This window comes from Streptomyces sp. NPDC051738 (assembly GCF_044453205.1).
GTDB lineage: Bacteria > Actinomycetota > Actinomycetes > Streptomycetales > Streptomycetaceae > Streptomyces.
In genome coordinates this window covers 123602-149802 of sequence record NZ_JBITCM010000008.1, presented here as the reverse complement: position 1 = coordinate 149802, position 26201 = coordinate 123602, and the positions used below count along the sequence as shown (strand labels likewise).

The following is a 26201-nucleotide window of genomic DNA, read 5'->3' as shown; positions in this document are numbered from 1 at the left end:
CCTGTTGAACAACTCGTTCGAGTCCCCCCACCCTTGGAGAAGACCTGTGGCAAGCAAGACGCTGCGCGAACTCGGCGGTGCCGACGACACCCCTGCGGCCCTCGCGTCCTCGACGCTGATCCTCGTCGACTACCAGAACACCTACACCCACGGTGTGATGGAACTCGACGGCTGGCGGCCCGCCCTGCAAGCGGCGTCGGATCTGCTGTCCCGTGCCCGCGAGGCCGGAGCCGAGGTCATCCATGTCCAGCACGACGGCGGCGAGGGGTCGCCGTACGACATCCGCGCTGAGATCGGGCGGATCCACCCCGACGTAGCGCCGATCGACGGCGAGTCCGTGGTCGTCAAGCAGGCCCCGGACGCCTTCCACGGGACCGACCTCGGCACGCTCGTCGACGAGGCGGGCAACGAGACCGTGATCGTCGCCGGGTTCATGACCCACATGTGCATCGCGTACACGTCGGCGTCCGCGGCCCTGCGCGGCAACCGGCCCACGGTCCCCGCGGACGCGTGTGCCACCCGGTCGATCGTGAACGTGTCCGCCGACGAACTGCACCGCAGCGCGCTGGCGGCCATCGGCGACGCGTACGGCGTCGTCGTCGCGTCCGCGAAGGAGCTGGCCTGACATGGCGGAGCAGGGGCAGGGCGGCGCGTCCCGCCGCGGGGTGCTGAAGGTCGGCGGCGCGGCACTCGTCGGCGGCGCCGCGGTGTTCGGCGCCACCCGGCTGGGCGACTCCCCCGCGCAGGCGGCGGAGGCGGACACGTCGGGTACGACGACGCTGCGCAAGCTCAACGGCTTCGCGGACAAGCCGGCTTCGCTCGCGACCGCCACCTTGATCATGGTGGACTACCAGAACACCTACACCCGCGGTGTGATGGAACTCGACGGCTGGCAGCCCGCCCTGGACGCCGCGGCCGAGCTGCTGAGCGCGGCTCGCAAGGCGGGCGGGACGGTCATCCACATCGTCAACGACGGCGGGGAGAACACCCCGTACGACATCCGCCGGCCGATCGGCCGCATCCACGACAAGGTCAAGCCCGCGAAGGGTGAGCGAACGGTGGTGAAGAAGGCCCCCAACGCCTTCGTGAACACCGACCTCGCCGAGCTCGTCGACCGGGCGGGCTACGAGAACCTGGTCATCGCCGGGTTCATGACGCACATGTGCGTGACGTTCACCGCGGAGGGCGCCTTCCTGCGCGGGAACAAGCCCACCGTGGTCGCGGACGCCTGCGCCACCCGGCCGCTGCCGTCGGTCGCCGGCGGACTGTCCGCCGACCAGATCCACCAGAGCGCGCTGGCGACGATCGCCGACCTGTACGGCGTCGTCGTGCCCTCCCACACCGCGCTGGCATAGCGCGCGCAACGTAACTCGCACATCGCATCTCGCACATCGCAACTCACCACTCGCACACTCGCGACTCCCCCTCTCCGGCGCCCCCGCAGCCCCACGCTGCCGGAGAGGGACACCCCTTCTCGCATTGCTCCCCGCGTCCCGGCCGCCCTTGGCGGCTCCCGGCGGGTCAGTTCCCCCCACACACCACCGCTTCCCCCCAGGCGGGAACACCTGACGACCGATTCGTTACGGAGAGCAAGTCATGGCAACACGCCGGAAATTCATCGGTGGCGCGGGCGGCACAGTCGCCGCGACGTTCCTGGCCCACACGGCCGCCCAACCGGAGACGACATCCCTCCTCGACGCCGCCCCCGCGGCGGAGGAGGTGAGTACCCGGACCGCCGCCCGGGACTCCATCCGCGCGGTGAACGCGGCGATGCGCACCAACTACGCGGCGCTCAAGGCCGACCTGGTCAAGAACCTCGGGCCGGTCATCGTGGTGCAGAACGACGCGAAGGGCGGCACGTTCACCCTCGTCCACGAGGGCAAGCGATACGTCGAGCACCCGGTGGCCGAGGAGTTCGAGCTGGCGAAGTCCATCGCCCATGTGCCGCTGGGGATCTTCTCCACGGTCGCGGAGTTCCTGTCGGACAAGGTCCCGAACGTCCCCAACGCCGACCGGATCGACGCCCACGACCTCGACATGGTGGCGATGAAGGGCCCGGGCACCGACGCCTGGACCACGCCGCTGCAGGCGTTCGCGGACAAGCTGACCACCGCGAAGAACAACCTCGCCGACGCCAAGCTGCCACAGGCACTGCACAACTCCTGCGCGAAGATCCTCGACGAGGGCCTGACGTTCATCGCCGACTCCATCCGCACCCGCGCCTTCGACATCGCCTCGTTCCAGGTCTTCGCCGGGCGCGTGTATCCGGCGATCCGGGTGAACATGCAGTACGCCGCCGAGGCGCAGATCTCCGGAGTGCAGGGCCTGTGCCGGAAGTGGCGGACGCAGATCGGCGAGGCGGCCTGGGCCGACCTCTACACGGTGGTGCTGTCGATCTGGACGACGTCGGTGCTGAACCAGGCGGAGATCATCATCAAGCCGATGATGAACCAGAAGAAGGTGGATTCCCATCTGATCGACATCCCCACGGCGCAGCTGCCGTCGGACCCGATCGGGGTGGCGCTGGACAACCTGGCGCGGATCGTCCAGGACAACATCGCCGCGGAACTGGTCTTCGTCTCCGACACCAAGGTCGCCGACGCCCTGAAGGGCAAGGAGGACCTGCTGTCCGACGAGATCCTCAAGCAGCTCGGTACGCCCGCCTCCCCCGGGGCGACCGGTGTGGCGTTCCGCGCCGCCGGCCGGGCGAAGTGTCCGGTCAACCACAGCGTGAGCATCTGACCGACGCGCACGCAGCACACCGAACACAACCGACCACATCGAATACACCGAGCACACCGAGCACACCGAGCACGTCTTCGAAGCCCGGCGGCCCTCTCCTGGACGGAGGAGGGGGCCGTCGTCGCGTCCACGGGGGAAACACACATGACAACCAGGCTGTGGCTCATCACCGGTCTCATCCTGCTGGCCGTCAATCTACGCGCGGCGATCACCGGGACATCGCCGCTCATCGGGGACCTGGAACAGGCGCTCGCCCTGTCCGGCACCCAGGTCAGCGTGCTGGCGACGCTGCCTGTGCTGTGCCTGGGCGCCTTCGCCTGGCTCGCACCCCGGCTGGCCCGCCGGTTCGGAACGCAGGCCGCCGTGTGCGCGGCCCTGTGGGTCCTGGCGCTCGGCGCCGCCGTGCGGGCGGTTCCATGGCCGACGGCGCTCTTCGTGGGAACGGTGCTGTCCGGGGCCGGCATCGCCGTCGGCAACGTACTGCTGCCCGCGCTCGTCAAGGACCACTTCGCCCGTGGGATCGGCCTGTTCACCGGGCTCACCATGACCGTCATGGCCGTATCCGGCGCCCTCGCCGCCGGAGCCGCGGTGCCGTTGGCCAGCGCGACCGGATGGCAGTTCGCGCTGGCGGTGTGGGCGGTACCCGCGGTGCTGGCCGGGGCGGTGTGGGGGCTGCTGGCCGCACCCGGAGCGGGCGGCAGACATCGCAGGACGCCGCCCGAGGCACCGAGGACGGCGGGCGGATCCTTACTGCGCTGCGCGCTCGCCTGGTGGGTGTCGGCGTTCCTCGGGCTGGTGTCGCTGATGTTCTACGCGCTGGTGGCGTGGCTGCCGCAGATCATGGACGCCCGCGGCTACACACCCGGCCAGGCCGGGCTGATGATGTCGGTGATGCTGACCGTCGGCATCCCGCTGGGCTTCGTCGTCCCCCTCGCCGCCGCCCGGATGCGCGGCCAGCGGCTCCTCGTGGTGGCCGTGACGGCGGCGAAACTGCTCTCCCTCGCGGGTCTGCTGCTGGCGCCCGCGTTCGGCTGGGCGTGGGTGTGCCTGCTCGGTGCGGCGACCGGCAGCGCCTTCCCGCTGGCGATGACGCTGCTCGGGCTGCGCGCGGACGGCCCGCAGACCGCCGCCGCGCTCTCGGGGATGGCGCAGACGATCGGCTACCTGCTGGCCGGCCTCGGACCCCTGGCCATAGGGGTCCTGCACGACGTCACCGACGGCTGGCGCATACCCCTCGCCGTCCTGGTCGCCCTGGTCGTGCCGGAGGCGATCGCCGGGGTCCTGGCCGCCCGGCCCGGGCACGTACGTCCTGGCAGCCACGGGGACAGTCCGTCGAAGCACAAGCGCACTGCCGCACACGCGGACGATCGCCTCGTCCGGCTGTAGCAGGAGACTCGGAACCGACCACGGCCGGGGATTCGGAACAGACCACGGCCGGGGACTCCCCACCGGCTACGGCCGGATCCTCAGAAGCCTCCGCCGTCGAACCCTCCGCCACCGAAGTCCCCGCCGCCGAACCCGCCCCCGCCGAAGTCCCCGGTGTCGAAGTCCGCCCCGGACACGTCGCCGCCCTCATAGCCGCCGCCGTACCCGTACCCCGCCCCGTAGTCGGCGGCATAGGCCGGTGCGGCCATCATGCTGCCCAGCATCGTGCCGATGAGGAGGCCGGGGAGGATGCCGCCGCCGAAGTAGCCGCCCGCCCAGGGGCCGTAGGCGGGGCCGGCGTCCCAGTACGGCCGGCGGCCGTGCTCGGTGTCGACCTCGCGGATCACGGGGTCGCGGCCCTCGGACAGGCGGGTGCGGTCGGCCGCGCAGACCGGGACCTCGCGGGCGGCGCCGCCCGATGGTGTCCAGGTCTCGTCGGCCACCGCCGTACCGTGCCGTGGGTCGAAGAAGCACGGCGGGCGGCGTTCGGGCAGCGCGCGGTGCTCCCGGCGGGCGGCCAGCCGGGTGAGGGAGTAGCGGCCGTCCGCCAGGGCCTGGGTGACCGCCTTGACGTCTTCAGGTTTGCGGGCCCCGTCCATGAGCCGCTTCGCCTGTTCGTAGGCGTCGAGGGAGCCCTCGTAGTCCGCGCGCATCGCGTCGTCGGCGCCGGGCTCGGCGGGATGGAAGTCCAGGCGGTCCAGTTCCTCGCCGAAGGCGGTGATGTCCTCGTCGACCACGACCCGCAGCTTCTGCAGCGCCGCCCGCTGCTGCTCCTCGTGGCGCCGCCGGTTGCGCCGGACCAGCGCGTAGGCGCCCGCGCCGCCCGCCGCCAGCACCACGCCGAAGGCGATCAGACCGCCGGCGTCCACACCCGCGCCGTCCCCGCCGTCGCTCCAGCTGGCGGGGGCCGTGCCGCCGACGTTACGCAGCGCCGAGTCGACGAAGTCGTTCAGCTGGGCCTTGGGGTCACCGGCGTTCTGCACCGACGTCACCAGGTTGTCCACCGCCTGCCGGGACAGCACGGAGGAGTCGGCCGCCGCGTCGAAGCGATCACCGACGCGGACCCCGTACAGGCCCGTGACACCGGTCTCCGTACGGAGGTTCACGAGGAGGTTCTGGGTCGGCTGGTCGGCCGGGAGGACGGCGACGAAGACCGGCTTGTCGGCGTCCTTGATCTTGTCGGCGAGCGCTTCGGCGTCGGCCGACGACAGCAGGTCCGAGGCGGCGGGGTCCACATAGACCGGTTCCTCGCGCAGCGCCTCGGCGACCTGGGAAAGGTCCGTGGCCGCATGTGCGCCGGGCGCGCCGGCCGTGAGCACCGCGATCGTCGCGGCGACCGGCACGATCAGCAATCGCATGAGACCCCGGGAGAGCGGAGTCCTCATACCATCGACGCTACCTGATGGGGCGGCCAAAGGCGCCGGTCCGGGCGGTTGGATTGGCACCGGACCGGCGCCCTGCGGGGACGCCCCGCCGCCGTACGACGGCTCAGGCCGCCCGGTACGCCGCCCTCAGCCTCTCCACCGCCGCCCCGTAGCGGCCGGTCACCAGCAGATGGTCGGCATCGGCGAAGGGTCCCGCCACCGCCTCGGTGATCCCCGTGCCGGCCGCCCTCTGCTGGACGATCAGCCGGGCCTTGGTGACCAGGGCCCGCCCCGCCGCCTGAGCCCCGGCCTTCTCGGCGGCCGCGGCCGCGACGCCGAGCGCCTTCAGGGTGGCGGCACCGCCCTCGGGCACCTTGGTCAGCGTGGTCAGCCCCCAGCCGTACGGGAAGCGCGGGTCGTACGACGTGTCCCCGACGTTGATCGGCAGCTGCGCTTCCGACCGGGGCCAACTGACGGGCAACTGCCCCGTGAAGGGCCGCTTCCCGTACAGCACGTCCGCCACACCGTCGCCCTCCGTCCCCGGCAGCCAGGAGGCGACCAGCGCGTCGATCCCGGCCACCGTCCCGTCGTCGACGATCTGCGGGCGCCCGGCGACGATCAGCACCGCGCACTTCATCGCGCCGCACACCTTGTCGACAGCGGCCTGGTCGGCGGGGCTCAGCCGCAGGTCATGGCCGTTGCCGACGTCACCGACGCCCTCGGCGTACGGGGTCTCGCCGACGACGACCACCCCGACGTCATGGCCGCCCGTCGGAGCGGAGGCGTCCTTGGAGTACGTCAGCCGCGCGGCGTGCTTCCGCATCGCCTCCAGGACCGTCGTGCCGGGCGTGATGTCGCCGGACGAGCCCTGCCAGGTGACGGTCCAGCCGCCGCTCTGGTTGCCGATGTCGTCGGCGTTGGACCCGGCGACATACACCTTCTGCGACTTCCTCAGCGGCAACAGCCCGCCCGCGTTCTTCAGCAGCACCTGCGACTCGGCCGCCGCCCGCCGCGCCACGGCCCGGTGCTCGGCGGACCCGATCTCCGACGCCCCGCTCGTGTCGGCGTACGGCTTCTCGAAGAGCCCGAGGCGGAACTTCTGCGTGAGGATGCGCGATACGGCGTCGTCGATCCGCCGCTCGCTGATCCGGCCCGCCCCCACCTCGTCGACCAGGGTCCCGTGGAAGTCCCTGTACGCGTACGGCACCATGATCATGTCGAGGCCCGCGTTGACCGACGTACGCACGTCCGAGGCGTAGTCGCCGGGGATCTGGTCGATGGCCTGCCAGTCGCTGATCACGAAGCCGTCGAAGCCCATACGGTCCTTGAGGACGCCGTTGATCATGTCGGCGCGGGCGTGCATCTTCACCGGGCCCTGGTCGTCGCCGATGAGGTCCAGGGAGGAGAACGACGGCATCACCGTGCCGACGCCGCGGTCGACGGCCGTCTCGTAAGGGGCCAGGTGGACGGCCTCCAGCTGCTTGCGGGTGACCTTGGTGACGCCCTGGTCGATGGTGTAGGTGCCGGTGGTGGAGGAGCCGTACTCGGTGCCGCCGTCGCCGACGAAGTGCTTGGCGGTGGCGAGGACCTTGTCACCGCGGTCCAGGTCCCGTCCGTCAGGCCTGCCCTGGAGGCCCTGGATGACGGTCTCCATCGACTCGACGAGCGCCGGATCCTCGCCGAAGGACTCGTACACCCGTCCCCATCGGTCGTCCCGCGTCACGCACAGGCAGGGCGCGAAGTCCCAGGGGATGCCGGTGGCCCGCGTCTCGGCAGCCGTCACCGCGCCCGCCTGGTAGGCCAGCTGGGGATTCCTGGACGCCCCGAGCCCGATGTTGTGCGGCATGATCGTCGCGCCGGCCAGGTTGTTGTGGCCGTGCACCGCGTCGACGCCGTAGATCAGCGGGATCTGGAAGCGGGTCGCCTGCGCCCGGAGCTGAAAGCCGTCGATCATCTTCGCCCAGGCCTCGGCGGTGTTGGGCGTCGGGGTGGAGCCGCCGCCGGAGAGGAGCGAGCCGAGGGCGTACGTGGCGATGTCACCGGACGTGGTGAGGGCGCCGCGCTCGGCCTGGGTCATCTGGCCGGCCTTCTCCTCCAGGGACAGCCGGGAGAGGAGGTCGGCGACGCGCTTCCTCACCGGCAACTCGCTGTCGAGATACGGCAGTCCGTGTGCGTCGACCACGATCTGCGGGGTCTCGGCGGGGGCCTTGGCGCCGGTGACGGTCAGCTTCAGCGGGATCGTCTCGGCGGGCTCGGCGGACCTGTCCCTCAGGGTGGGGACGCGGATCTCGCGGGTGGCGCCGGAGGCGGTGCCGGCCGGGAAGGTGACGGTGCCCGTGACCGGGGTGTAGTCCTTGCCGGGGTCGCCGGTGCCGCCGGTGGTCTCATAGGTGACGGTGACGGGTTCGTCGAGGGCGGTGTCTCCGATCGTGCCCACGGTGAGCCGCGCGGTCGCCGTGCCGCCCTCGTCGGTCGGGTAGACGGCGGAGTCGGTGCGGACGGAGGCCTTCAGGGACTGGTCGGCCTTGCCGTACAACTCGACGCCGTCCATGGCGAGTTGGTCCTTGGTTCCGACCGGGAGGGTGACGGCGTAGCCCCAGGTCTCGGTGAGGCCGAGGATGTGGTCGATGCCGCCGACGGGCTGGTAGTCCGTGCGATAAGTGAAGTCGGTGAAGGGCAGTTCGATCTGTTTCCAGCCGCTGAAGTCATCGGTGAAGGAGGTCGTCCACAGCTCGGAGGCCTCGCCGTTGGTGCCGCCGTCCTTCAGTTCGAAGGCGATCTGCTTGCCGTTGCTCTGGCCGTCCCACCAGAAGCGGATGCCCTTGTGGGCGGACCAGTCGTGGGCGGGTTCGGCGTAGGCGAAGGTGTGGGTGAAGCCGCCGTAGCCGCTGATGTCGTACGTGCCGGTCAGGACCTGGTCCCCCTCGGGCGCGTCGTCGCGGGCGGCCAGTCGGAGAGCCGGCGGGTCGTCGTTGTCGCTGCCCCAGGTGAAGACGCCCTCGGCGGGCGGGCTCGCGAAGGGGACCTCGCCCTCGAAGCGGTCGACGGGGACCGGGGCGGGGTCGTCGGCGCCGGAGGCGGGGGCGGCGGCGGTGAGCGGGAGCAGGGTGGTGAGGAGCGCGGCGGAGGCGAGCAGGGCGGTTCTTCGCATGGAAGGTCCCTCGACTCTCATAGTCCACATATGACCTAGCTCAAGTCGTGAGTGAACTGGGGACCTCTGTTGGCGTCAAGACTTCACGTCAGGGCTGGTGGACACTCGACTTCTGGCCGGATCAGGCACGTTGTTTCTTCATCTCATGAACGCGTGGTGCGGCTCAGGCGTACGGCTGGCCGATGCCCAGCAGATTGCCCTCGCTGTCGTGGAACCAGGCGGCGCGCTCCCCGCGGAAGCCCTTGCTCGGGTAGTGCCCCTCGATGTCGGCGATGCCGTTCGTGGTGCGGAACCCGGGCAGGTCGACCTCCTCGAAGCGCACGCCGCGCCGCCTGAGTTCCGCCACCACCGTCTCGACGTCCTCGACCTGCCAGCCCATCTGGGTGAACGTGCCGGGAGAGGCACCCTCCGACCTGTACACGGCGAACTCCGTGCCACCGCACCGGTACAGCAGCCCGCCCGGCCGTTCGTCGACGGGCTCCAGACCGAGCTTCTCGGAGTAGAAGCGCCGGGCCCGCTGAAGGTCCTGGGCGGGCAGCCGGGTCGCGACCTGCCCCCGGGCCAGCAGGTTCCGCACGTCGTCAGTGTCCATGGCTCCACTGTGCCGTGGACGGCCGGCACGGGGGTGGCGGCGAGGTCCGTTCGGCCTACTCGGCCGGCGTCACCCCGGCCCGCAGCAGTCCGTACGTGTACGCGTCCTCCAGCGCCTGCCAGGACGCCGCGATGACGTTCTCGGCGACGCCGACCGTGGACCACTCCCCCGCCCCGTCGGACGTGGAGATCAGGACGCGGGTCGTGGACTGGGTGCCGTGCACGCCCTCCAGGATGCGGACCTTGTAGTCGACGAGTTCGAGCTTGGCGAGCTGGGGATAGATCTTCTCCAGCGCCACCCGGAGCGCGCGGTCGAGGGCGTTGACCGGGCCGTTGCCCTCCGCCGTGGCGACGATGCGCTCGCTCTTGGCCCACAGCTTGACCGTGGCCTCGTTGGCGTGGGTGCCGTCGGGGCGGTCCTCGACGATCGCGCGCCAGGACTCGACGCCGAAGTACTTCAGCGGCTTGCCCTCGACCTCGGCGCGCAGGAGGAGTTCGAAGGAGGCGTCCGCGGCCTCGTACGTGTAGCCCTTGAGCTCGCGCTCCTTGACCCGCTCGACGACCCGGCCGACCAGCTCGCGGTCGCCGCCCAGGTCGATGCCGAGCTCCTTGCCCTTCAGCTCGACGGAGGCGCGGCCGGCCATGTCGGAGACCAGCATGCGCATGGTGTTGCCGACCAGCTCGGGGTCGATGTGCTGGTAGAGATCCGGGTCGACCTTGATCGCGGAGGCGTGCAGGCCGGCCTTGTGCGCGAAGGCGGAGACGCCGACGTACGGCTGGTGCGTGGACGGGGTGAGGTTGACGACCTCGGCGATGGCGTGGGAGATCCTCGTCATCTCGCGGAGGTGGCCGTCGGGGAGGACCTTCTTGCCGTACTTCAGTTCCAGGGCCGCGACCACCGGGAACAGGTTGGCGTTGCCGACCCGCTCGCCGTAGCCGTTGGCCGTGCACTGGACGTGGGTCGCGCCCGCGTCGACGGCCGCGAGGGTGTTGGCGACCGCGCAGCCGGTGTCGTCCTGGGTGTGGATGCCGAGCCGGGCGCCGGTGTCGGCGAGGACCGTGGAGACGACGGCCTGGACCTGGGCGGGGAGCATGCCGCCGTTGGTGTCGCAGAGGATGACGACGTCCGCGCCGGCCTCCGACGCCGTACGGACGACGGACTTCGCGTACTCGGGGTTGGCGCGGTAGCCGTCGAAGAAGTGCTCGCAGTCGACGAAGACGCGGCGGCCCTGCTCGCGCAGGTACGACACCGTGTCGCGGACCATCTCCAGGTTCTCGTCCAGGGTGGTGCGCAGGGCCAGCTCGACGTGCCGGTCGTGGGACTTCGCGACCAGGGTGATCACCGGGGCGCCGGAGCCCAGGAGCGCATTGACCTGCGGGTCCTCGGCGGCCTTGGCGCCCGCGCGGCGGGTGGCGCCGAAGGCGACCAGCTGAGCGTGCTTGAAGTCGATCTCCTGCTGGGCGCGCGCGAAGAACTCGGTGTCCCGCGGGTTGGCACCGGGCCAGCCGCCCTCGATGAAGCCCACGCCGAAGTCGTCCAGGTGCCGTGCGATGGCCAGCTTGTCCGCGACGGTGAGGTTGATGCCCTCCCGCTGCGCGCCGTCGCGCAGGGTGGTGTCGAAGACGTGGAACGAATCGTCGAGCTCGCTGGTTTCGGTCATGGTGTCAAGGCTCCTGCTGTTGGATCCCGTTGGATCACGGTCGTTACCGGAATGACCGGCTCCACCGTCCCCAATGATCCCTCGCGCTTTGCTCCCGGCTGAAGGTGGGCCAGAAAAGCGAAAAACCCCTCGCGGGTGCGAGAGGTCTGCGCGCGGGTCGAGGACGACGGTGTCCGCCCGTACCTGGTCGTACGTGGCGGTCACTGCGGACCGGCGCGCCTGCTGCCAATAATCATGGCGAACGAGAGCACGGGGGCAGTCTGGCACAAGTCGCCCCCGTGCTCACCGTCCGTCTCAGGATGCGAGCACTGCGCTGATCACCGCAGATGGCGGACGTAGAGCTGGGTGGTGTCGTAGGTGTCGCCGGGCACGAGGTCGGTGGCCCAGCTGGCGAACGCGACCGTACGGCCGTGCCCGTCGATCGCCGGGAAGGACACCGAGGAGTCGCTCGGGCCGCCCTGGGTGTCGGGGTTCGCCAGAACCGTGCGCCCGGTCCGCAGATCGCGCACGTACGCGTGCATGGTGTGGTTCGGGTCGTCCGGATCGCCGGCGACGAAGGCGACGTACCGGTTGTCTGCGCTGAGTGACGGGTGGGCTGTGGTGGCGGCCGGGTCGGCGGCGTCGATCCGGCGCAGCTCCCCCGTCCTGAGGTCGCGGACGAAGACGTTGTGGGAGCCGTTGGTGTCGTCCGGCGTCAGCTGGGAGTCCAGCGAGTTGAAGACCGCGTACCGTCCGTCGGCGCTGACCTGCGGGTACTCGGTCTGGCCGTCGGACACCTTGCCGTCCGGGGCCTTGTCGATCTGGATCAGGTCGCCGCTCGGCACGTCACGCACGAAGGCGTCGCCCCAGTCGCCCCGGGTGGGGTACGGCACGAAGAACTGGTAGCCGACCCGGCTGCCGTCCGCGCTGATGGACGGCTGGGTGGCGGCGGACTTCCAGGCGCCCTCGCCGGGGACCTGGCTGATGCGGACGGTCTCCCCCGTGACGCGGTCGAGGCGGTAGACCCGGTTCGACCTGTCGCCCGCCGGTCCCGCGTCGTCCGTGTGCAGGGCGATGAAGGCGACGTAGCGGCCGTCGGCACTGATGGCCGGGCTGCCGGCGGCCCGGTAGCCGGTGTCGATGGCGTCGTCGACGCGCTGGACGGTGCCGGTCTTGAGGTCCTTGATCCAGATGTGGTTGTCGTCGAGGTTGTAGGTGGCGCTGGCCGTGAACGCGAGATACCGGCCGTCGGCGCTGAGGGAGACGTCCAGGACGTTGGCGTCCCACGGGCCGCCGTCCTTCGTGGTGCTCGCCAGGCGGGTGGTACCGGTCCTCAGGTCACGTACGAAGGCGTCGGCCGTGCCGTTGGTGTCGCCCGCGACGAGGTTGTCGGCGCCGGAGACGAAGGCGACGTAGCGGCCGTTCGCGCTCAGGCTCTGCCCTCCGGAGGCGGCGTTGCCGTCCGTGCCGTCCGGCGCCACGCTCGCCTTCTCGGTGTACGGCGCCCTGGGCGCGGCGCCCGCCGACGTCCCCGACAGCGTCGCCGTCGCGGCGGCCAGGGCGATGGCGAGCGCGACAACTCGCTTGGTGCTGTGCATGGTTGTTCCCCCGTTGATGGTTGGTGTCATTGCACTGTCCGCAGGAAGACGTCCGACACCCCGTTGGTGTCCCCCTCCACCAGATCGGGCGACGCCGACTCGAACGCGACGACGGTGCCGTCGGCGTTGACGGAGGGCTTACCGGCCGGCAGGTCGCCTCGGCCGCCCCAGCAGTCGACGCTGATCAACTGCCGCTCACCGGTGGCGAGTTCGAGCAGATACACGGCACCGCCCACGGTGTACGCGACGCGCGTGCCGTCCCCGGCCAGGGAGGGCTGCGCGCCCTTGACCCGGTTCGTGATCCCGGTGTCCAGGTCGCGGACGTGGACGTCCCGGCCCCGCTGGAAGGCGACCTTGCGGCCGTCCACGCTGAGGGAGGGCGCCGTCGCGTGCTCTGCGGCCTTCTCCAGGGCGCCGGTGTCCAGGTCCTTCACGAGCAGGCACGGAGTGAAGCGGGCGCAGCCGAAGCTCGGAGCGGTGGACGTGAACGCGACGTGGCGGCCGTCGGCGCTGATGGCGGCGCCGTTCGGGGGTCCGTCGGCCTGGGTTCCGTCGGCGGCGGTGCTGACCCGCTCCACCCGGGGTGCGTGCGGCGCGGCGGCCGCGGTCGTTCCGGTGAACGCGAGCAGCAGCGCCGTCCCTGAGCAGACGCCGGACACACGTGCGGCTCTGGACATGTTCTCCCCTGTGGTCCCCGTGGACGCTTCACCCCCGGCCCCGCGCCAAGGGCTTCCCAAGAGGCAAACGCATCACGCGCTACAGGGTCAATCCGACGTATTGAGTACAACCTGGACGTGTGCTCAGGTGTCCGCGAGAAGGCTGTCGTCGAGGAACTCCCGTACGTGGCGCAAAATCTGCGTCCGGTCCGTGCCCCGCAGTCCGATCGCCACATGGATGGAGAAGCCGTCGAGCAGCGCCCGCAGCCGGGCGGCGAAACGGTCCGGGTCGACCGCCCGGAACTCCCCCCTCGACACGCCCTCCGCCACCAGCGCCACCAGGTCCCGGTGCCAGGCTCCCTCGATGGCGGCCTGCCGTTCGCGGGCTGCGTCGTCGGCGTTCTGCGAGCGGTTCCAGACCTCCAGCCAGAGCGTCCAGTGCGGGTCGCGGTGGCCGTCGGGGACGTACAGGTCGACGTACGCGTCGAGCCGCTCGCGGGCGGGCGCGGTTCGGGTCAGCAGCCTGCCGCGCTCGGCGCCCAGCCGGCCCTCGCTCCACTCCAGGGTCCGCAGCAGCAGCTCGTCCTTGGAGTGGAAGTAGTAGAGGAGATGCCCGCTGCTCATCCCGACCTCACGCCCGAGCGCGGCCATGGTGAGCTTCTCCAGGCCGAGTTCGGCGATCATCTGCATGGCGGCGGCGAGGACGTCCTCGCGGGGCGGGGCCGGGGTACGGCGACGGGCCGGCGTCATTCGACGACCTCCACGCGAACCGTGTCCGGGACAAGTCGGGTCTCGTAGCCGCTCGTGCAGTCGGCGGCGACGATCGCCACCTCGGCCCCGCAGGCGCAGACGTGGTTGATCCCGGCCCGGCCGTCCGGGCCGCAGCAACCGATGAGGCGGTGCGGGTCGGGATGAGGTGCGATGTCCACGACGTCGTCCGGGTGCAGGACGTAGGTCCCGCACGGCCCGGCGGAGACCAGGAAGCCCCGCTCGTCGGACATCCACATGCCGCCGGGCACGATGCCGTCGTACTCCTCGTCGGGGCCGACCGGCTCGAACGGCGCCCCGAACGGCAGCGGGTCGACTACGTACGTCCCGAGCGGCACGCTCGGCGGGCCGTGCCGTCGGCCGTCCGGGCCCGGAAGTCCGTCCCAGCCGGGGTACTCGGGCAACTCGTCGAGCCGCCGGACCGGCTCGGTCAGCCGGGTTCCGCAGGTGGCGCAGAGCAGTACGTTCACCCGTACGTTCTACCTGACCACAGCCCTCGGCTGCTGCTGAGTAATGCAGTGGATGCCCCCGCCACCCGCGAAGATCGTCCGCGCGTCCACCAGCGTCACCGTCCGCTCGGGGAAGAGCCGACGGAAGATGCCGGCCGCGAGCTCGTCGCGCGGGTCGTCGAAGCCGCAGAGCACCACGCCGCCGTTGCAGAGGTAGTGGTTGATGTAGGAGTAGTCGGCCCAGTGCCCGTCGGCCTCCAGGACGGTCGGGGCGGGCACCTCGACGACCTCCAGGCGCCGCCCTCGCGCGTCCGTCTGCGCTGTCAGCAGGCCGACGATCTCCTTGGTCACCTCATGGTCGGGGTGTGCCGGATCCGGCTGCACATGGGCCACGACCACGCCGGGGCGGGCGAACGCGGCGACGATGTCGACATGGCCGAGGGTGCCGAAGCCGTACGGGGGATAGTCGCCGGTGAGGCCGCGCGGCAGCCAGATCGCCTTGCGGGTGCCGAGCATCGCGTGGATCTCCGCCTCGACCTCCGCACGGGTCCAGTGCGGGTTGCGCTCGGGACCGAGCTGGACCGTTTCCGTGAGCAGCACCGTGCCCTCGCCGTCGACATGGAGGGCACCGCCCTCGTTCACCAGCTTCGAGGCGTACGTCCTCGTCGAGCCCGCCAGATCGGAGACAGACGCGGCGATCTTCGCGTCGTGCTCCCAGCGGGCCCAGTCCTGCGCGCCCCAGCCGTTGAACGTCCAGTCGACGGCGGCGAGTTCACCGGTGCCGTTGGTCAGGAAGGTGGGCCCGATGTCCCGCATCCACGCGTCGTCCAGCTCGCGTTCGACCGTGTCCACACCCGGCCCGAGCAGCGTCCGGGCCTCCTCGGACTGTCCCGGCCCGCACACCACCGTCACCGGTTCGAAGCGGCGCACGGCCCGGGCGACCGACGCCCAGGCCAGGCGGGCGGCCGCGAGGTCCTCGGGGTCCTCGAAGGTCGTGTTCGGCCCCGGCCACGCCATCCAGGTGCGCTCGTGCGGAGCCCACTCGGCGGGCATACGGAAGCCGTCGGCGGCAGCGGACATCGTGATCCTCACAGGAAGTAGAGGCGGTTGAGGGAGACGGAGTCGGCCGGCTCGGAGCGCAGCGGCTCGCCGTCGAGGGTGACGAGCCCGGTGCGCTGATCGACGTCGACGGCTCCGGTACGGGAGTTCAGGCGCAGGTCGGCCGGCCCGATGCCGCGCGTGCCGCGCACGGCGACCCTGCGGCGCCGGGTCGGCATCGTGTCGCCCCCCTGGTCGAGGGCGGCCCGCGCGACGAAGGCGACCGAGATGTCGGCGGGCGTGGCCCCGTACGCCCCGAACTGCGGGCCCAGGACGAGGGGTTCGCAGGTGTCGGTCGCGGCGCCCGGGTCGCCGACCACCCCGTACGCCGGGAACCCGGACTTCAGCACCAGCTGCGGCTTGGCCCCGAAGTACTCCGGCCGCCACAGCACGATGTCGGCGAGCTTGCCGACCTCCAGCGACCCCACCTCGTGCGCGAGGCCGTGCGCGATGGCCGGGTTGACGGTCAGCTTGGCCATGTAGCGCAGGACGCGTTCGTTGTCGTGGCCGTCGTCCGGGGCGCCGAACTCGGCCTTCATCTTCCCGGCCATGGCGAACGTACGGCGCACCGTCTCCCCGGCCCGCCCCATGCCCTGCGCGTCAGACGAGGTGATGCCGATCGCGCCCAGGTCGTGCAACACGTCCTCGGCGCCCATGGTCCCGGCGCGGATGCGGTCGCGGGCCATGGCGGCGTCGCCGGGCAGGTCGGTCTTCAGGTCGTGGACGGAGACGATCATGCCGTAGTGCTCGGCGACCGCGTCCCGGCCGAAGGGCAGGGTGGGGTTGGTGGAGGAGCCGATCACATTCGGCACCCCCGCCATCTTCAGGACGTTCGGGACGTGCCCGCCCCCGCAGCCCTCGATGTGGAAGGCGTGGATGGTGCGGCCCTCCAGCACCCGAAGGGTGTCCTCGACCGACAGGCACTCGTTCAACCCGTCGCTGTGCAGGGCGACTTGGACATCGTGCTCCTCGGCGACGCGCAACGCCGTGTCCAGCGCCCGGGTGTGGGCGCCCATGTCCTCGTGCACCTTGAATCCGCTCGCCCCGCCCTCGGCCAGCGCCTCGACGAGAGGAGCGGGGTCGGACGACGAACCGCGCCCCAGGAACCCGATGTTGACCGGCCAGGCGTCGAACGCGTTGAAGGCGTGGCGCAGTGCCCACGGCGAGTTGACCCCTACGCCCCACACCGGCCCGAACTCCTGCCCGATGATCGTGGTCACACCCGACGCCAGCGACGCCTCCATGACACGCGGCGACAGCAGATGGACATGCGTGTCGACGGCCCCGGCGGTGGCGATGAGCCCCTCGCCGGACACGATGGACGTGCCCGTGCCGACCACGACGTCGACCCCGTCGAGGGTGTCGGGATTCCCGGCCCGCCCGATCGAGCAGATCCGCCCCTCCCTGATCCCGATGGAGACCTTCCGGATCCCCAGCGCCGCGTCGATCACGACGACGTTGCTGACGACGACGTCACAGGTCTCCCGCACGGCGGCGGCCTTGAGGTGCAGCCCGTCGCGCGCGGTCTTGCCGAACCCGGCGAGGAACTCGTCGCCGTACCGCTGGGAGTCGGACTCGACGCGGATCGTCAGCCCGGAGTCGCCGAGCCGGATACGGTCGCCGGCGCGGGGGCCGTGGGTGGCGGCGTACGCGTAAGGATCGATGCTCATCGGTCTGCTCCCAGATATCCGCAGGCGGCGGCCCTGCGCAGGGCCTCTTCCTTCGCCCCCGGCGCGTCCAGCGCCCCGTCGACCAGACCGGCGAACCCGATGGCGATCCGGTCACCCCCGATCGGCACGAGCCCGACCTCGACGCTCTCCCCCGGCCCGAACCGCGTGGAGGACCCGGCGGGCACGGCGAGCCGCATGCCGTAGGCCGCCGCGCGGTCGAAGTCGAGCCTCGGATTGGCCTCGAAGAAGTGGAAGTGGGAGGTCACGGAGACGGGCACGGTGGCGGTGTTGACGACCGTCAGCCGTACGACCGCCTCCGGGTCGGCGTGCCCGGGCCCCGGCAGCAGTTCGCCGGGAGCCTGCGGACCGCGCCCGCCCCCGATCGGGTCGGACACGACGGCCAGCCGCGAACCGTCGTCGAAGACGGCCTCGACGTGCACCTCGGTGACGACGTCGGCGACACCCGGCAGCACGTCGTCAGGCCCGAGCACGGACCGGGCGCGCTCGATCGCCTCGGCGAGCCGGGCTCCGTCGCGGGCGGCCTCGCACACGGTGTCCGCGACGAGCGCGGTCGCCTCCGGGACGTTCAGCCGCAGCCCGCGGGCCTTGCGCGCCCGGGCCAGTTCGGCGGCTCCGAAGAGCAGCAGCCGGTCACGTTCCGTGGGGGTCAGTCTCATGACGCGGCACCTCCTTGCCTTCCTCGACTTTAGAGCATCACTCTAAACACCAGAATGCTCGATCTGAAGGGTTGACGACAAGCAGCAAGACCCTCCAGATTGAACGCCACTCTAACTGGCGAGGGAGACCAGCATGCCAATGGAACAGCGCGGAGTCGACACCATCCCGGACGAGGAACGCACGAGCGGCCCACGGGACCTCGTCTCGATCCTGCTGGGGTCGAACCTCTGCCTCGGGGTGATCGTCTTCGGCTGGCTGCCCCCGTCCTTCGGCCTGAGCTGGTGGGAGTCGGTCACCTCGATCGTGCTGGGCACACTGGCCGGCACGGCCCTCACCGCCCCGCTGGCCCTGATCTCCCTGCGCACGGCGACGAACCTGTCCACGTCCTCCGGCGCCCAGTTCGGGGTCCGGGGCCGCCTGGTCGGCTCGGTCGTCGGCCTGCTGCTGGCGCTGGGCTACTCCGCGCTCACGGTGTGGATCGGCGGCGATGTGATGGTGAGCGTGCTGGGCCGCCTGGTCGGCATGCCGGCGAACGACGTGTCGTACGGCGTTGTCTACGCGCTCCTCGCCGCCGCGACCGTCGCCGGAGCGGTGTACGGCTACCGCGTGCTGCTCGCCCTGTCCCGCGTCCTCGCGATCGGCATGACGGCCCTGCTCGCCCTCGGCGTGATCGCCTACGCCCCGCACTTCACGACCGCAGCGCTGCCCGAGACCGGCGGCTATCTGCTGGGCGGCTTCTGGCCGACCTGGATGCTGGCGCTGGTGGCCGCCGGCCTGTCCGGCCCGATCGCCTTCATCACGCTGCTCGGCGACTACACCCGCTACATCTCCCCGGCCCGGCACTCCTCACGCCGGGTGCTGCACGCGACCTGGCTCGGTCTGACGCTGGGCCTGCTGGTGCCGCAGCTCTTCGGCACCTTCACGGCGTACGCGGCGGGCGCGGCGCTGGACTACGCGGGTCCGCTGGTAGACGCCTCCCCCACCTGGTACCTGGTCCCGCTCCTGCTGGCCGCCTCGGCGGGCTCGGTCGGCAACGCCGGTCTGATGCTCTACTCCATGGGCCTGGACCTGGACGCCATCCTGCCGCGCGCATCCCGGGCGACGGCCACGTACGCGGTCGCGGTGATCGCCACTGCCTGCGTGTTCCTCGGCCACTACCACTCGTCCGCGCAGGACGCGATGACGTCGTTCGTGCTGCTGCTCACGGCGATCGGCACGCCCTGGGCGGTCATCACCCTGATCGGCTTCGCGCGGTGCCGTGGCGTGTACGACGCGGAGGCCCTCCAGGTCTTCAACCGCCGGGCGCGGGGCGGGATCTACTGGTACCGGGCCGGCTGGAACGTCCCGGCGACCGTGTCGTGGGCCCTGGGCGCGGCGATCGGCCTGCTGGCGGTCTCGCTGCCGTCGTACGAGGGGCCGCTGCTGTCGCTGACCGGCGGGGTGGACTGCAGCTTCCTGCTGTCGGGGCTGGTGGGAGGGGTGGCGTACGTGCTGCTGACGATCGGTGGCTCTTCCCCGGCGGAGAAGACTCCGGTGCGCGAAAGGGCCGCCACGGACGGGGCGTCCGAGGCGGCCCTGACGGTCAGGGCGGAGAACTAGCCCAGCTTGTGCATCCAGCCGTGCTTGTCCTCGGCCTTGCCCCGCTGGATGTCCAGGAGGGCCTGGCGGAGCTTCAGCGTGACCTCGCCGGGCTCCCCGTCGCCCTGGCGCCACTCGGCGCCCGTGCGCTTCACGATGCCGACCGGCGTGATGACCGCGGCCGTACCGCAGGCGAAGACCTCCGTCAGGGTGCCGTTCTCGGAGTCGCGCTGCCACTGGTCGACGGAGACGCGGCCCTCCTCGGCCTCGTACCCGAGGTCACGGGCGACGGCGAGGAGGGAGTCACGGGTCACGCCCTCCAGGATGGAGCCGGTGAGGGAGGGGGTGACGATCTTGTCGCCGTACACGAAGTACAGGTTCATGCCGCCCAGTTCCTCGACCCACTTGCGCTCGACCGCGTCGAGGTAGCAGACCTGCGCGCAGCCCTCGGCCGCGGCCTCCGCCTGGGCCAGCAGGGACGCTGCGTAGTTGCCGCCCGTCTTGGCGTCACCCATGCCGCCCGGCACGGCGCGGACGTGGTCCTCGGAGACCCAGATGGACACCGGCTTGACGCCGCCCGGGAAGTAGGCGCCGGCCGGGGAGGCGATGACGATGAACAGGTACTCACTGGCGGGCTTCACACCCAGGCCGACCTCGGTCGCGAACATGAAGGGACGCAGGTAGAGGGACTCCTCGCCGCCGTGCGCCGGGACCCAGGCCTCGTCCTGCCGCACCAGCGCGTCGCACGCCTCGATGAACGTCTCGACCGGCAGCTCCGGCATGCCGAGCCGGCGGGCCGAGGACTGGAAGCGCTTGGCGTTCTTCTCGGGGCGGAAGGAGGCGACGGTCCCGTCGGGCTGACGGTAGGCCTTAAGGCCCTCGAAGATCTCCTGCGCGTAGTGCAGGACCATGGTGGCCGGGTCGAGGGAGAGCGGCGCGTACGGCACGAGCTCGCCGTCGTGCCAGCCCCGGCCCTCGGTCCACTTGATCGTCACCATGTGGTCGGTGAAGTGGCGGCCGAACCCCGGGTTGGCCAGTATCGCCTCGCGCTCGCCGGCGGACAGCGGGGTGGCGGAGGGCTTGAGCTCGATCGTGGGCGTCGTCATGAGTAGATGTCCTTCACCGGTTTCGTTGTGGCGGGCCGCGCTCACGCCAGTACTGCCAGTGGCCAGTGCTAGGACGTCCGAGCATTGCCTTGTTCCGCGGCTCCGCGTTCGATTATCGCAAGCGGGAGCCGTGGAAGAAATCGGCCTGTTCGGCGTGATCGGCGTGAAATCGCGACCCAGGGGTTGATGGTGACACCCGGCGGCGGACATGGGGAAGCCGCCGGGTGTGAATGACCCGACGGCTTCGAAAGGTGTTTCGAGTGGCGCGGCGGGTCAGCCGGCTACTCGTACGGCCAGCGCGTCGCCGATCTCCGACGTGCTGCGGGCGGGCTTGCCGGTGCGCTCGGCGAGGTCGGCGGAGACCGCCTCGTCGATGCGGGCGGCCTCGGCGTCGTAGCCGAGGTGACGCAGGAGCAGGGCGACGGACAGGACCGTGGCGGTCGGGTCGGCCTTGCCCTGGCCGGCGATGTCCGGGGCCGAGCCGTGGACGGGCTCGAACATGGACGGGAAGTCGCCGGACGGGTTGATGTTGCCGGAGGCCGCCACGCCGATGCCGCCGGAGACGGCCGCCGCGAGGTCGGTGATGATGTCGCCGAAGAGGTTGTCGGTGACGATGACGTCGAAGCGCTCGGGCTGGGTGACCAGGTAGATGGTCGCGGCGTCGACGTGCATGTACTCGGTGGTGACCTCGGGGAACTCCTCGGCCACCTTGTTGAAGATGTTGGTCCACAGGTGACCGGCGAAGGTCAGCACGTTGTTCTTGTGGATCAGCGCCAGCTTCTTGCGCGGGCGGGCCTGCGCACGGGCGAAGGCGTCACGGACCACACGCTCGACACCGAAGGCCGTGTTCACGGAGACCTCGGTGGCGACCTCGTGCTCGGTGCCCTTGCGGATGGTGCCGCCGTTGCCGGTGTACGGGCCCTCGGTGCCCTCGCGGACGACGACGAAGTCGATGCTCGGCTCACCGGCGAGCGGGGTGGCGACACCCGGGAGGAGCTTCGACGGACGCAGGTTGACGTGGTGGTCGAAGGCGAAGCGGAGCTTGAGCAGGAAGCCGCGCTCCAGGACCCCGGAGGGGACGCCCGGGTCGCCGATCGCGCCGAGCAGGATGGCGTCGTGCTGCTTCAGGGCGTCGAGGTCGGCGTCGGTGAGGGTCTCACCGGTGGCGTGGTAGCGCCGGGCGCCGAAGTCGTACTCCTTGGTCTCCAGCTTCACATCCTGCGGAAGGACGGCGGAGAGGATTTTCAGGCCTTCGGCCACGACCTCCTGGCCGATGCCGTCACCCGGAATCACTGCGAGATTGAGGCTGCGAGACATGTCGGCACCCTACTCCTCGTCCCATGGGATGACATGCGGCGTCCGCGATACGGACACCCCGATGGGGGACGGCGTCTGCGCGTCGACTGACGTTCACCCGTATGTGGGGCGGGTGTTGGCCGTCGCTGGGAAGTTTCCCACCATGGACATCCCGGACTTCGGCATCCCCCCGCAGCTCGCCCGCCGTATGAGCATGGCGGAGCAGCACGAGTACCTGCGCACCAAGCTGTCCCGGCGTCGCACGCTGGTGACCGCGGGCGCGGTGGCGGGCGGGCTGTTGACGGGCTGCGCGGGTGGGGAGTCGGGCGCGTCCGGTGCGAAGGCCTCCGCCTCGGCGTCCGCGTCCTCCTCCGCCACGAAGGTGCCGGGCTCGGCCGTCACCCCCTTCGGCCGCCATCTCGCCTTCGGCGCCGACCCGAAGACCCAGATGCGGATCTCGTGGCAGGTCCCGGCCGCGGTGAAGAAGCCGTACGTCCGGATCGGGACCCGGCCCGACGACCTGAGCCGCAAGATCGAGGCCGAGGTGCGCGATCTGCACACGCCGGAGCTCACGGGCATCCGCGCGGCCCTGGACCAGTACTACGTGCACGCGGCGCTGGACGGCCTGCTCCCCGGCACCACGTACTACTACGGCGTCGGCCACGACGGCTTCGACCCGGCCTCGGCGGCGCACCGCTCGACGATCGCGTCGTTCCGCACGGCGCCGTCGCGCCCGGAGAAGTTCGTCTTCACCGCCTTCGGCGACCAGGGCGTCAGCAAGGCCGCGGCCGCCAACGACCACATCCTGCTGCGCCAGAAGCCCGCCTTCCATCTCCACGCGGGCGACATCTGCTACGCCAACGTCAAGGGCCGGGGCGAGGAGTCGGACGGCTACGACCCCGCCTTCTGGGACCTGTTCCTCAAGCAGAACGAGGAGGTCGCGCGGTCGGTGCCGTGGATGGTGACGACCGGCAACCACGACATGGAGGCGTGGTACTCCCCCGACGGCTACGGCGGCCAGCTCGCCCGCTGGTCCCTGCCGGAGAGCGGCTTCGACCCGCGCAGGGCACCGGGCGTGTACGCGTTCACGTACGGCAACGTCGGCTTCGTGGCGCTGGACGCCAACGACGTGTCGTACGAGATCCCCGCCAACCTCGGCTACACGGGCGGCAAGCAGACGGCCTGGCTGGACGACCGGCTGGCCGCGCTGCGGGCGGACCCGGCGGTCGACTTCGTCGTCGTCTTCTTCCACCACTGCGCCTACTCGACCTCGTCGCACGCCTCCGACGGCGGGGTGCGCGACGAGTGGCTGCCGCTGTTCGCCAAGCACCAGGTGGACCTGGTGATCAACGGACACAACCACGTCTACGAGCGGACCGACGCCATCAAGGACGGCGAGGTGGGCCGGCGCGTGCCGATCGGCGCCTCGACCGACCCGACGCGCGACGGCACCGTGTACGTCACCGCGGGCGGCGGCGGCAAGGATCTGTACGGCTTCCCGGCGGGCGTGAAGGAGAGCTACGAGGGGCATGTGCGCGACCGCGAGTCCGTCGACACCTTCGAGTGGACGAAGTCGCAGGCCTCGAAGGCGGAGACGGTGGAGTGGTCGCGGGTGCGCTACCGGGGTTTCTCCTTCCTCAAGGTGGAGGCGGAGAGCGGTACGGCGGCGAAGCTCAAGGTGTCGGCGCTGGCGCAGAGCGGCGACCGTATCGACCATTTCGAGGTGCGGCGCGGAGCGTGAGTCCGCGCCGCACCCCGGCGGGTGCGGCTCCCGGCTCTGTCGAAAAGGGCTGGTGGGCGGCTCAGTGGCCGGTCGAGCCGCCGTTGTCACGGCGGTCGAGGGCGCGCTGGAGAGCGGCCGCGGCGTTCTTGCGGTCGGACTCGGTCGTACGGGAGAGGTGACGGACTCGACGGCGGGCGGTCGTCTCGGCCATGAGGAATCGACTCCTTCGGAATCCTGGAGCGCACACACCGAATACGGGGGTGCGCAAAGGGGTTACGAGACGCCGGAAGGGGCGGGGAGCGGTGCCGCAGGGGTTGCCTGCACGGGGCCCGGCTCACGACCGCCATTCGCTTGGTCGAGCGAGACGTTCGGCTTCTACAAAGCTAAGGGAGGACGACGCGTCTGTCTCCACAATTACTCGGACTTCCTACTATCTGAGACGGTGGATTGGGTCACACGCGGCTGACCTGCACTTGCGCACCGAGGACGAGCCCATGCGGTGCTCGCCCACACGGCTGATCCTCCGCCGATCCTCCGCGCGGCACGGGGCACACCGCTACGGGGAGGGGAACGGTGTGCTCATGACCGACACGGTGAAAGTGTTCCTCAAGGGCGGCCCGGACGATCTGCCCGAACGGATCGTCCGGGCACCGCTCCCCGGCCCGGATGTGAAGATCAAGCTCCGCGGGGGATACGAGCACTTCCGGCCGACCTCACGGCAGGCGGACACACCCGAGGGCGCGCTGCCCGTGTACGAGTGGTGGGAGCGCACGGAGATCGCCGAGTAGCGACCGGAAAGACGGCGAGGGGCCGGGCGAACAGCCCGGCCCCTCAAGCACGCTGACGGATCGTCAGCCCATGTGCGGGTAGGCGTAGTCGGTCGGCGGGACCAGCGTCTCCTTGATGGCGCGAGTCAGCGTCCAGCGCATCAGGTTCTGCGGGGCGCCGGCCTTGTCGTTGGTGCCGGAGGCACGGCCGCCGCCGAAGGGCTGCTGGCCGACGACGGCGCCGGTCGACTTGTCGTTGATGTAGAAGTTGCCGGCCGCGTAGCGCAGCTTGTCCATCGTGTACGCGGCGGCCGCGCGGTCGCCCGAGATGACCGAGCCGGTCAGCGCGTAGGCGGACACCGACTCCATCTGCTCCAGCATCTCGTCGTAACTGTCGTCCTCATAGACGTGCACGGCGAGGAACGGGCCGAAGTACTCGGTCGTGAAGACCTCGTTCTCCGGGTCGGAGCACTCCACGACGGTCGGACGGACGAAGTAGCCGACCGAGTCGTCGTAGGAGCCGCCCGCGACGATCGTGCAGGTCGGGTCGGACTTCGCACGGTCGATGGCGGCCTTGTTCTTGGCGAAGGCACGCTCGTCGATGACGGCGCCGATGAAGTTGGACAGGTCGGTGACGTCACCCATGGTGATGTAGTCGACCTCCGCCGCGAACTCCTCCTTGAAGCCGGAGTTCCAGATCGACGCCGGGATGTACGCCCGGGAGGTCGCCGAACACTTCTGGCCCTGGAACTCGAAGGCACCGCGGGTCAGGGCGGTCTTCAGGATCGCCTTGTCGGCGCTCGGGTGGGCGACGACGAAGTCCTTGCCGCCGGTCTCGCCGACGATGCGCGGGTAGGAGCGGTACTTCTCGATGTTGTTGCCGACCGTCTTCCACAGGTACTGGAAGGTCTTGGTCGAGCCGGTGAAGTGGATGCCGGCGAGGTCGCGGTGCTCCAGAGCGACCTTGGACACCTCGATGCCGTCACCGGTGACGAGGTTGATGACGCCCTTGGGCAGACCGGCCTCCTCCAGCAGCTGAAGCAGCAGCACGGCGGCGTGGGTCTGCGTCGGGGACGGCTTCCACACCACGACGTTGCCCATCAGCGCGGGCGCGGTGGGCAGGTTGCCCGCGATCGCCGTGAAGTTGAACGGCGTGATCGCGTAGACGAAGCCCTCGAGGGGGCGGTGGTCGAGACGGTTCCAGACGCCCGGGGAGTTCGCCGGGGGCTGCTCGGCGAGCAGGTCACGGGCGTACTTGACGTTGAAGCGCCAGAAGTCGATCAGCTCGCAGGGCGTGTCGATCTCGGCCTGCTGGGCGGTCTTGGACTGGCCGAGCATGGTGGAGGCGGCCAGCGTCTCGCGCCACGGGCCGGACAGCAGCTCGGCCGCGCGCAGGATGATCGCGGCACGGTCGTCGAAGGACATCGCACGCCAGGCCGGCGCGGCGGCGAGGGCCGCGTCGATGGCGTCCTGGGCGTCCTGCTGGGTGGCGTTGCCGTAGGTACCGAGGCGGGCCTTGTGGTTGTGCGGCTGCACGACGTCGAAGCGATCGCCGCCGCCCATCCGCCGCTCGCCGCCGATGGTGCAGGGCAGGTCGATCGGGTTCTCGGCCAGCTCCTTCAGCTTGACCTCCAGCCGGGCGCGCTCGGGCGAGCCGGGGGCATAGCCGTGCACCGGCTCGTTGACGGGGGTGGGGACCTGGGTCACAGCGTCCATGAGCTACCTCTTCCGAGTGAATCCCTGGCTTCAGCCCTGGGAGCCGAAGCCATGTGCGTATGTTGGGCGGCGGTCAGGGCTTGACCTTCACGAGCCTGCTGCGGCGTGTGCGTGAGAAGCCCCCACGGGGGCGGAGTCACAAGTTCCGTAACTCCTTTCGGACGGAACTGGGTCGGCTCAGCCGA

The 26201-nt window shown here is 70.7% G+C and carries 22 protein-coding genes; 7 read left to right on the top strand and 15 right to left on the bottom strand.

All coding sequences use genetic code 11. The features are described from left to right. Positions 1 to 46 precede the first annotated feature (46 nt). From ACIA8X_RS20435 to ACIA8X_RS20420, 4 genes are all read left to right on the top strand, one after another. Entirely contained in the window at positions 47 to 625 is a 579-nt protein-coding gene (locus ACIA8X_RS20435; RefSeq protein WP_393450737.1) for a cysteine hydrolase family protein, read from the top strand. 1 nt (position 626) lies between these two features. Beyond that, the gene (locus ACIA8X_RS20430; RefSeq protein ID WP_399458827.1) at positions 627 to 1355 is read left to right on the top strand and encodes a cysteine hydrolase family protein; all 729 of its coding nucleotides are present in this window, start codon (positions 627 to 629) and stop codon (positions 1353 to 1355) included. A gap of 241 nt (positions 1356 to 1596) precedes the next feature. Further along, the gene (locus tag ACIA8X_RS20425) at positions 1597 to 2742 is read left to right on the top strand and encodes a hypothetical protein (protein ID WP_393450743.1); all 1146 of its coding nucleotides are present in this window, start codon (positions 1597 to 1599) and stop codon (positions 2740 to 2742) included. A gap of 144 nt (positions 2743 to 2886) precedes the next feature. After that, the gene (locus ACIA8X_RS20420) at positions 2887 to 4128 is read left to right on the top strand and encodes a CynX/NimT family MFS transporter (RefSeq protein ID WP_399458826.1); all 1242 of its coding nucleotides are present in this window, start codon (positions 2887 to 2889) and stop codon (positions 4126 to 4128) included. Between the two features lie 80 nt (positions 4129 to 4208). Here the strand turns inward: ACIA8X_RS20420 and ACIA8X_RS20415 are convergent, their stop codons facing one another. The 11 genes from ACIA8X_RS20415 to ureA all read right to left on the bottom strand — a co-directional run bounded on the left by ACIA8X_RS20415 (position 4209) and on the right by ureA (position 17829). Beyond that, on the bottom strand, positions 4209 to 5552 hold the full coding sequence (locus ACIA8X_RS20415; RefSeq protein ID WP_393450749.1) for a hypothetical protein: 1344 nt from the start codon (positions 5550 to 5552) through the stop codon (positions 4209 to 4211). 103 nt (positions 5553 to 5655) lie between these two features. Further along, positions 5656 to 8682: a glycoside hydrolase family 3 N-terminal domain-containing protein gene (locus ACIA8X_RS20410; protein WP_399458825.1), complete on the bottom strand. Its 3027-nt coding sequence runs from the start codon at positions 8680 to 8682 to the stop codon at positions 5656 to 5658. 163 nt (positions 8683 to 8845) lie between these two features. Then, positions 8846 to 9274: a VOC family protein gene (locus ACIA8X_RS20405; protein ID WP_393450755.1), complete on the bottom strand. Its 429-nt coding sequence runs from the start codon at positions 9272 to 9274 to the stop codon at positions 8846 to 8848. Positions 9275 to 9329: 55 nt separating this feature from the next. After that, positions 9330 to 10934 (bottom strand): citramalate synthase, encoded by a 1605-nt coding sequence (gene cimA, locus ACIA8X_RS20400; protein ID WP_393450758.1) that lies wholly within the window; start codon positions 10932 to 10934, stop codon positions 9330 to 9332. A gap of 317 nt (positions 10935 to 11251) precedes the next feature. Then, a complete protein-coding gene (locus tag ACIA8X_RS20395; RefSeq protein WP_399458824.1) occupies positions 11252 to 12511 on the bottom strand; it encodes a TolB family protein in 1260 nt (419 codons plus the stop codon). Positions 12512 to 12537: 26 nt separating this feature from the next. Further along, the gene (locus ACIA8X_RS20390) at positions 12538 to 13188 is read right to left on the bottom strand and encodes a TolB family protein (RefSeq protein ID WP_399458823.1); all 651 of its coding nucleotides are present in this window, start codon (positions 13186 to 13188) and stop codon (positions 12538 to 12540) included. A 123-nt stretch (positions 13189 to 13311) separates the two neighbouring features. Next, entirely contained in the window at positions 13312 to 13917 is a 606-nt protein-coding gene (locus ACIA8X_RS20385; protein WP_393450767.1) for a TetR/AcrR family transcriptional regulator, read from the bottom strand. Continuing rightward, entirely contained in the window at positions 13914 to 14405 is a 492-nt protein-coding gene (locus ACIA8X_RS20380; protein ID WP_393450770.1) for a hypothetical protein, read from the bottom strand. Before ACIA8X_RS20380 ends, ACIA8X_RS20385 begins: the two co-directional genes overlap by 4 nt. 9 nt (positions 14406 to 14414) lie before the next feature. Next, complete coding sequence (locus tag ACIA8X_RS20375; protein WP_399458822.1) at positions 14415 to 15464, bottom strand: agmatine/peptidylarginine deiminase; 1050 nt, start codon at positions 15462 to 15464, stop codon at positions 14415 to 14417. A gap of 8 nt (positions 15465 to 15472) precedes the next feature. Further along, a complete protein-coding gene (locus tag ACIA8X_RS20370) occupies positions 15473 to 17152 on the bottom strand; it encodes an urease subunit alpha (protein ID WP_399458821.1) in 1680 nt (559 codons plus the stop codon). Continuing rightward, the gene (gene ureA, locus ACIA8X_RS20365) at positions 17149 to 17829 is read right to left on the bottom strand and encodes an urease subunit gamma (protein ID WP_393450779.1); all 681 of its coding nucleotides are present in this window, start codon (positions 17827 to 17829) and stop codon (positions 17149 to 17151) included. Before ureA ends, ACIA8X_RS20370 begins: the two co-directional genes overlap by 4 nt. Positions 17830 to 17962: 133 nt before the next feature. On the opposite strand from ureA, the gene ACIA8X_RS20360 reads away from it, so the two are divergent. Continuing rightward, positions 17963 to 19429, top strand: coding sequence for a cytosine permease (locus ACIA8X_RS20360; RefSeq protein ID WP_399458820.1), 1467 nt, complete (start codon positions 17963 to 17965; stop codon positions 19427 to 19429). Here ACIA8X_RS20360 and ACIA8X_RS20355 read toward each other — a convergent pair. Together ACIA8X_RS20355 and ACIA8X_RS20350 are read right to left on the bottom strand one after the other, a co-directional pair. Beyond that, positions 19426 to 20514: a branched-chain amino acid aminotransferase gene (locus tag ACIA8X_RS20355; RefSeq protein ID WP_399458819.1), complete on the bottom strand. Its 1089-nt coding sequence runs from the start codon at positions 20512 to 20514 to the stop codon at positions 19426 to 19428. The two genes, ACIA8X_RS20360 and ACIA8X_RS20355, sit on opposite strands and share 4 nt — an antisense overlap. 273 nt (positions 20515 to 20787) lie before the next feature. Next, positions 20788 to 21831 (bottom strand): 3-isopropylmalate dehydrogenase, encoded by a 1044-nt coding sequence (locus ACIA8X_RS20350; RefSeq protein WP_393450788.1) that lies wholly within the window; start codon positions 21829 to 21831, stop codon positions 20788 to 20790. 142 nt (positions 21832 to 21973) lie between these two features. Here ACIA8X_RS20350 and ACIA8X_RS20345 point away from each other — a divergent pair, with 142 nt between their 5' ends. Then, positions 21974 to 23551 carry a purple acid phosphatase family protein gene (locus ACIA8X_RS20345; protein ID WP_399458818.1) on the top strand — a complete coding sequence of 526 codons (1578 nt, stop codon included), beginning with the start codon at positions 21974 to 21976 and terminating at the stop codon, positions 23549 to 23551. A 61-nt stretch (positions 23552 to 23612) separates the two neighbouring features. Here the strand turns inward: ACIA8X_RS20345 and ACIA8X_RS20340 are convergent, their stop codons facing one another. Next, entirely contained in the window at positions 23613 to 23744 is a 132-nt protein-coding gene (locus ACIA8X_RS20340) for a hypothetical protein (RefSeq protein ID WP_126395287.1), read from the bottom strand. A 370-nt stretch (positions 23745 to 24114) separates the two neighbouring features. Between ACIA8X_RS20340 and ACIA8X_RS20335 the strand changes: the two genes are divergently transcribed. Beyond that, positions 24115 to 24321 (top strand): DUF5988 family protein, encoded by a 207-nt coding sequence (locus ACIA8X_RS20335; protein WP_393450794.1) that lies wholly within the window; start codon positions 24115 to 24117, stop codon positions 24319 to 24321. A 63-nt stretch (positions 24322 to 24384) separates the two neighbouring features. Here the strand turns inward: ACIA8X_RS20335 and pruA are convergent, their stop codons facing one another. Next, positions 24385 to 26016 (bottom strand): L-glutamate gamma-semialdehyde dehydrogenase, encoded by a 1632-nt coding sequence (gene pruA, locus ACIA8X_RS20330; protein WP_393450797.1) that lies wholly within the window; start codon positions 26014 to 26016, stop codon positions 24385 to 24387. Positions 26017 to 26201: the final 185 nt, after the last annotated feature.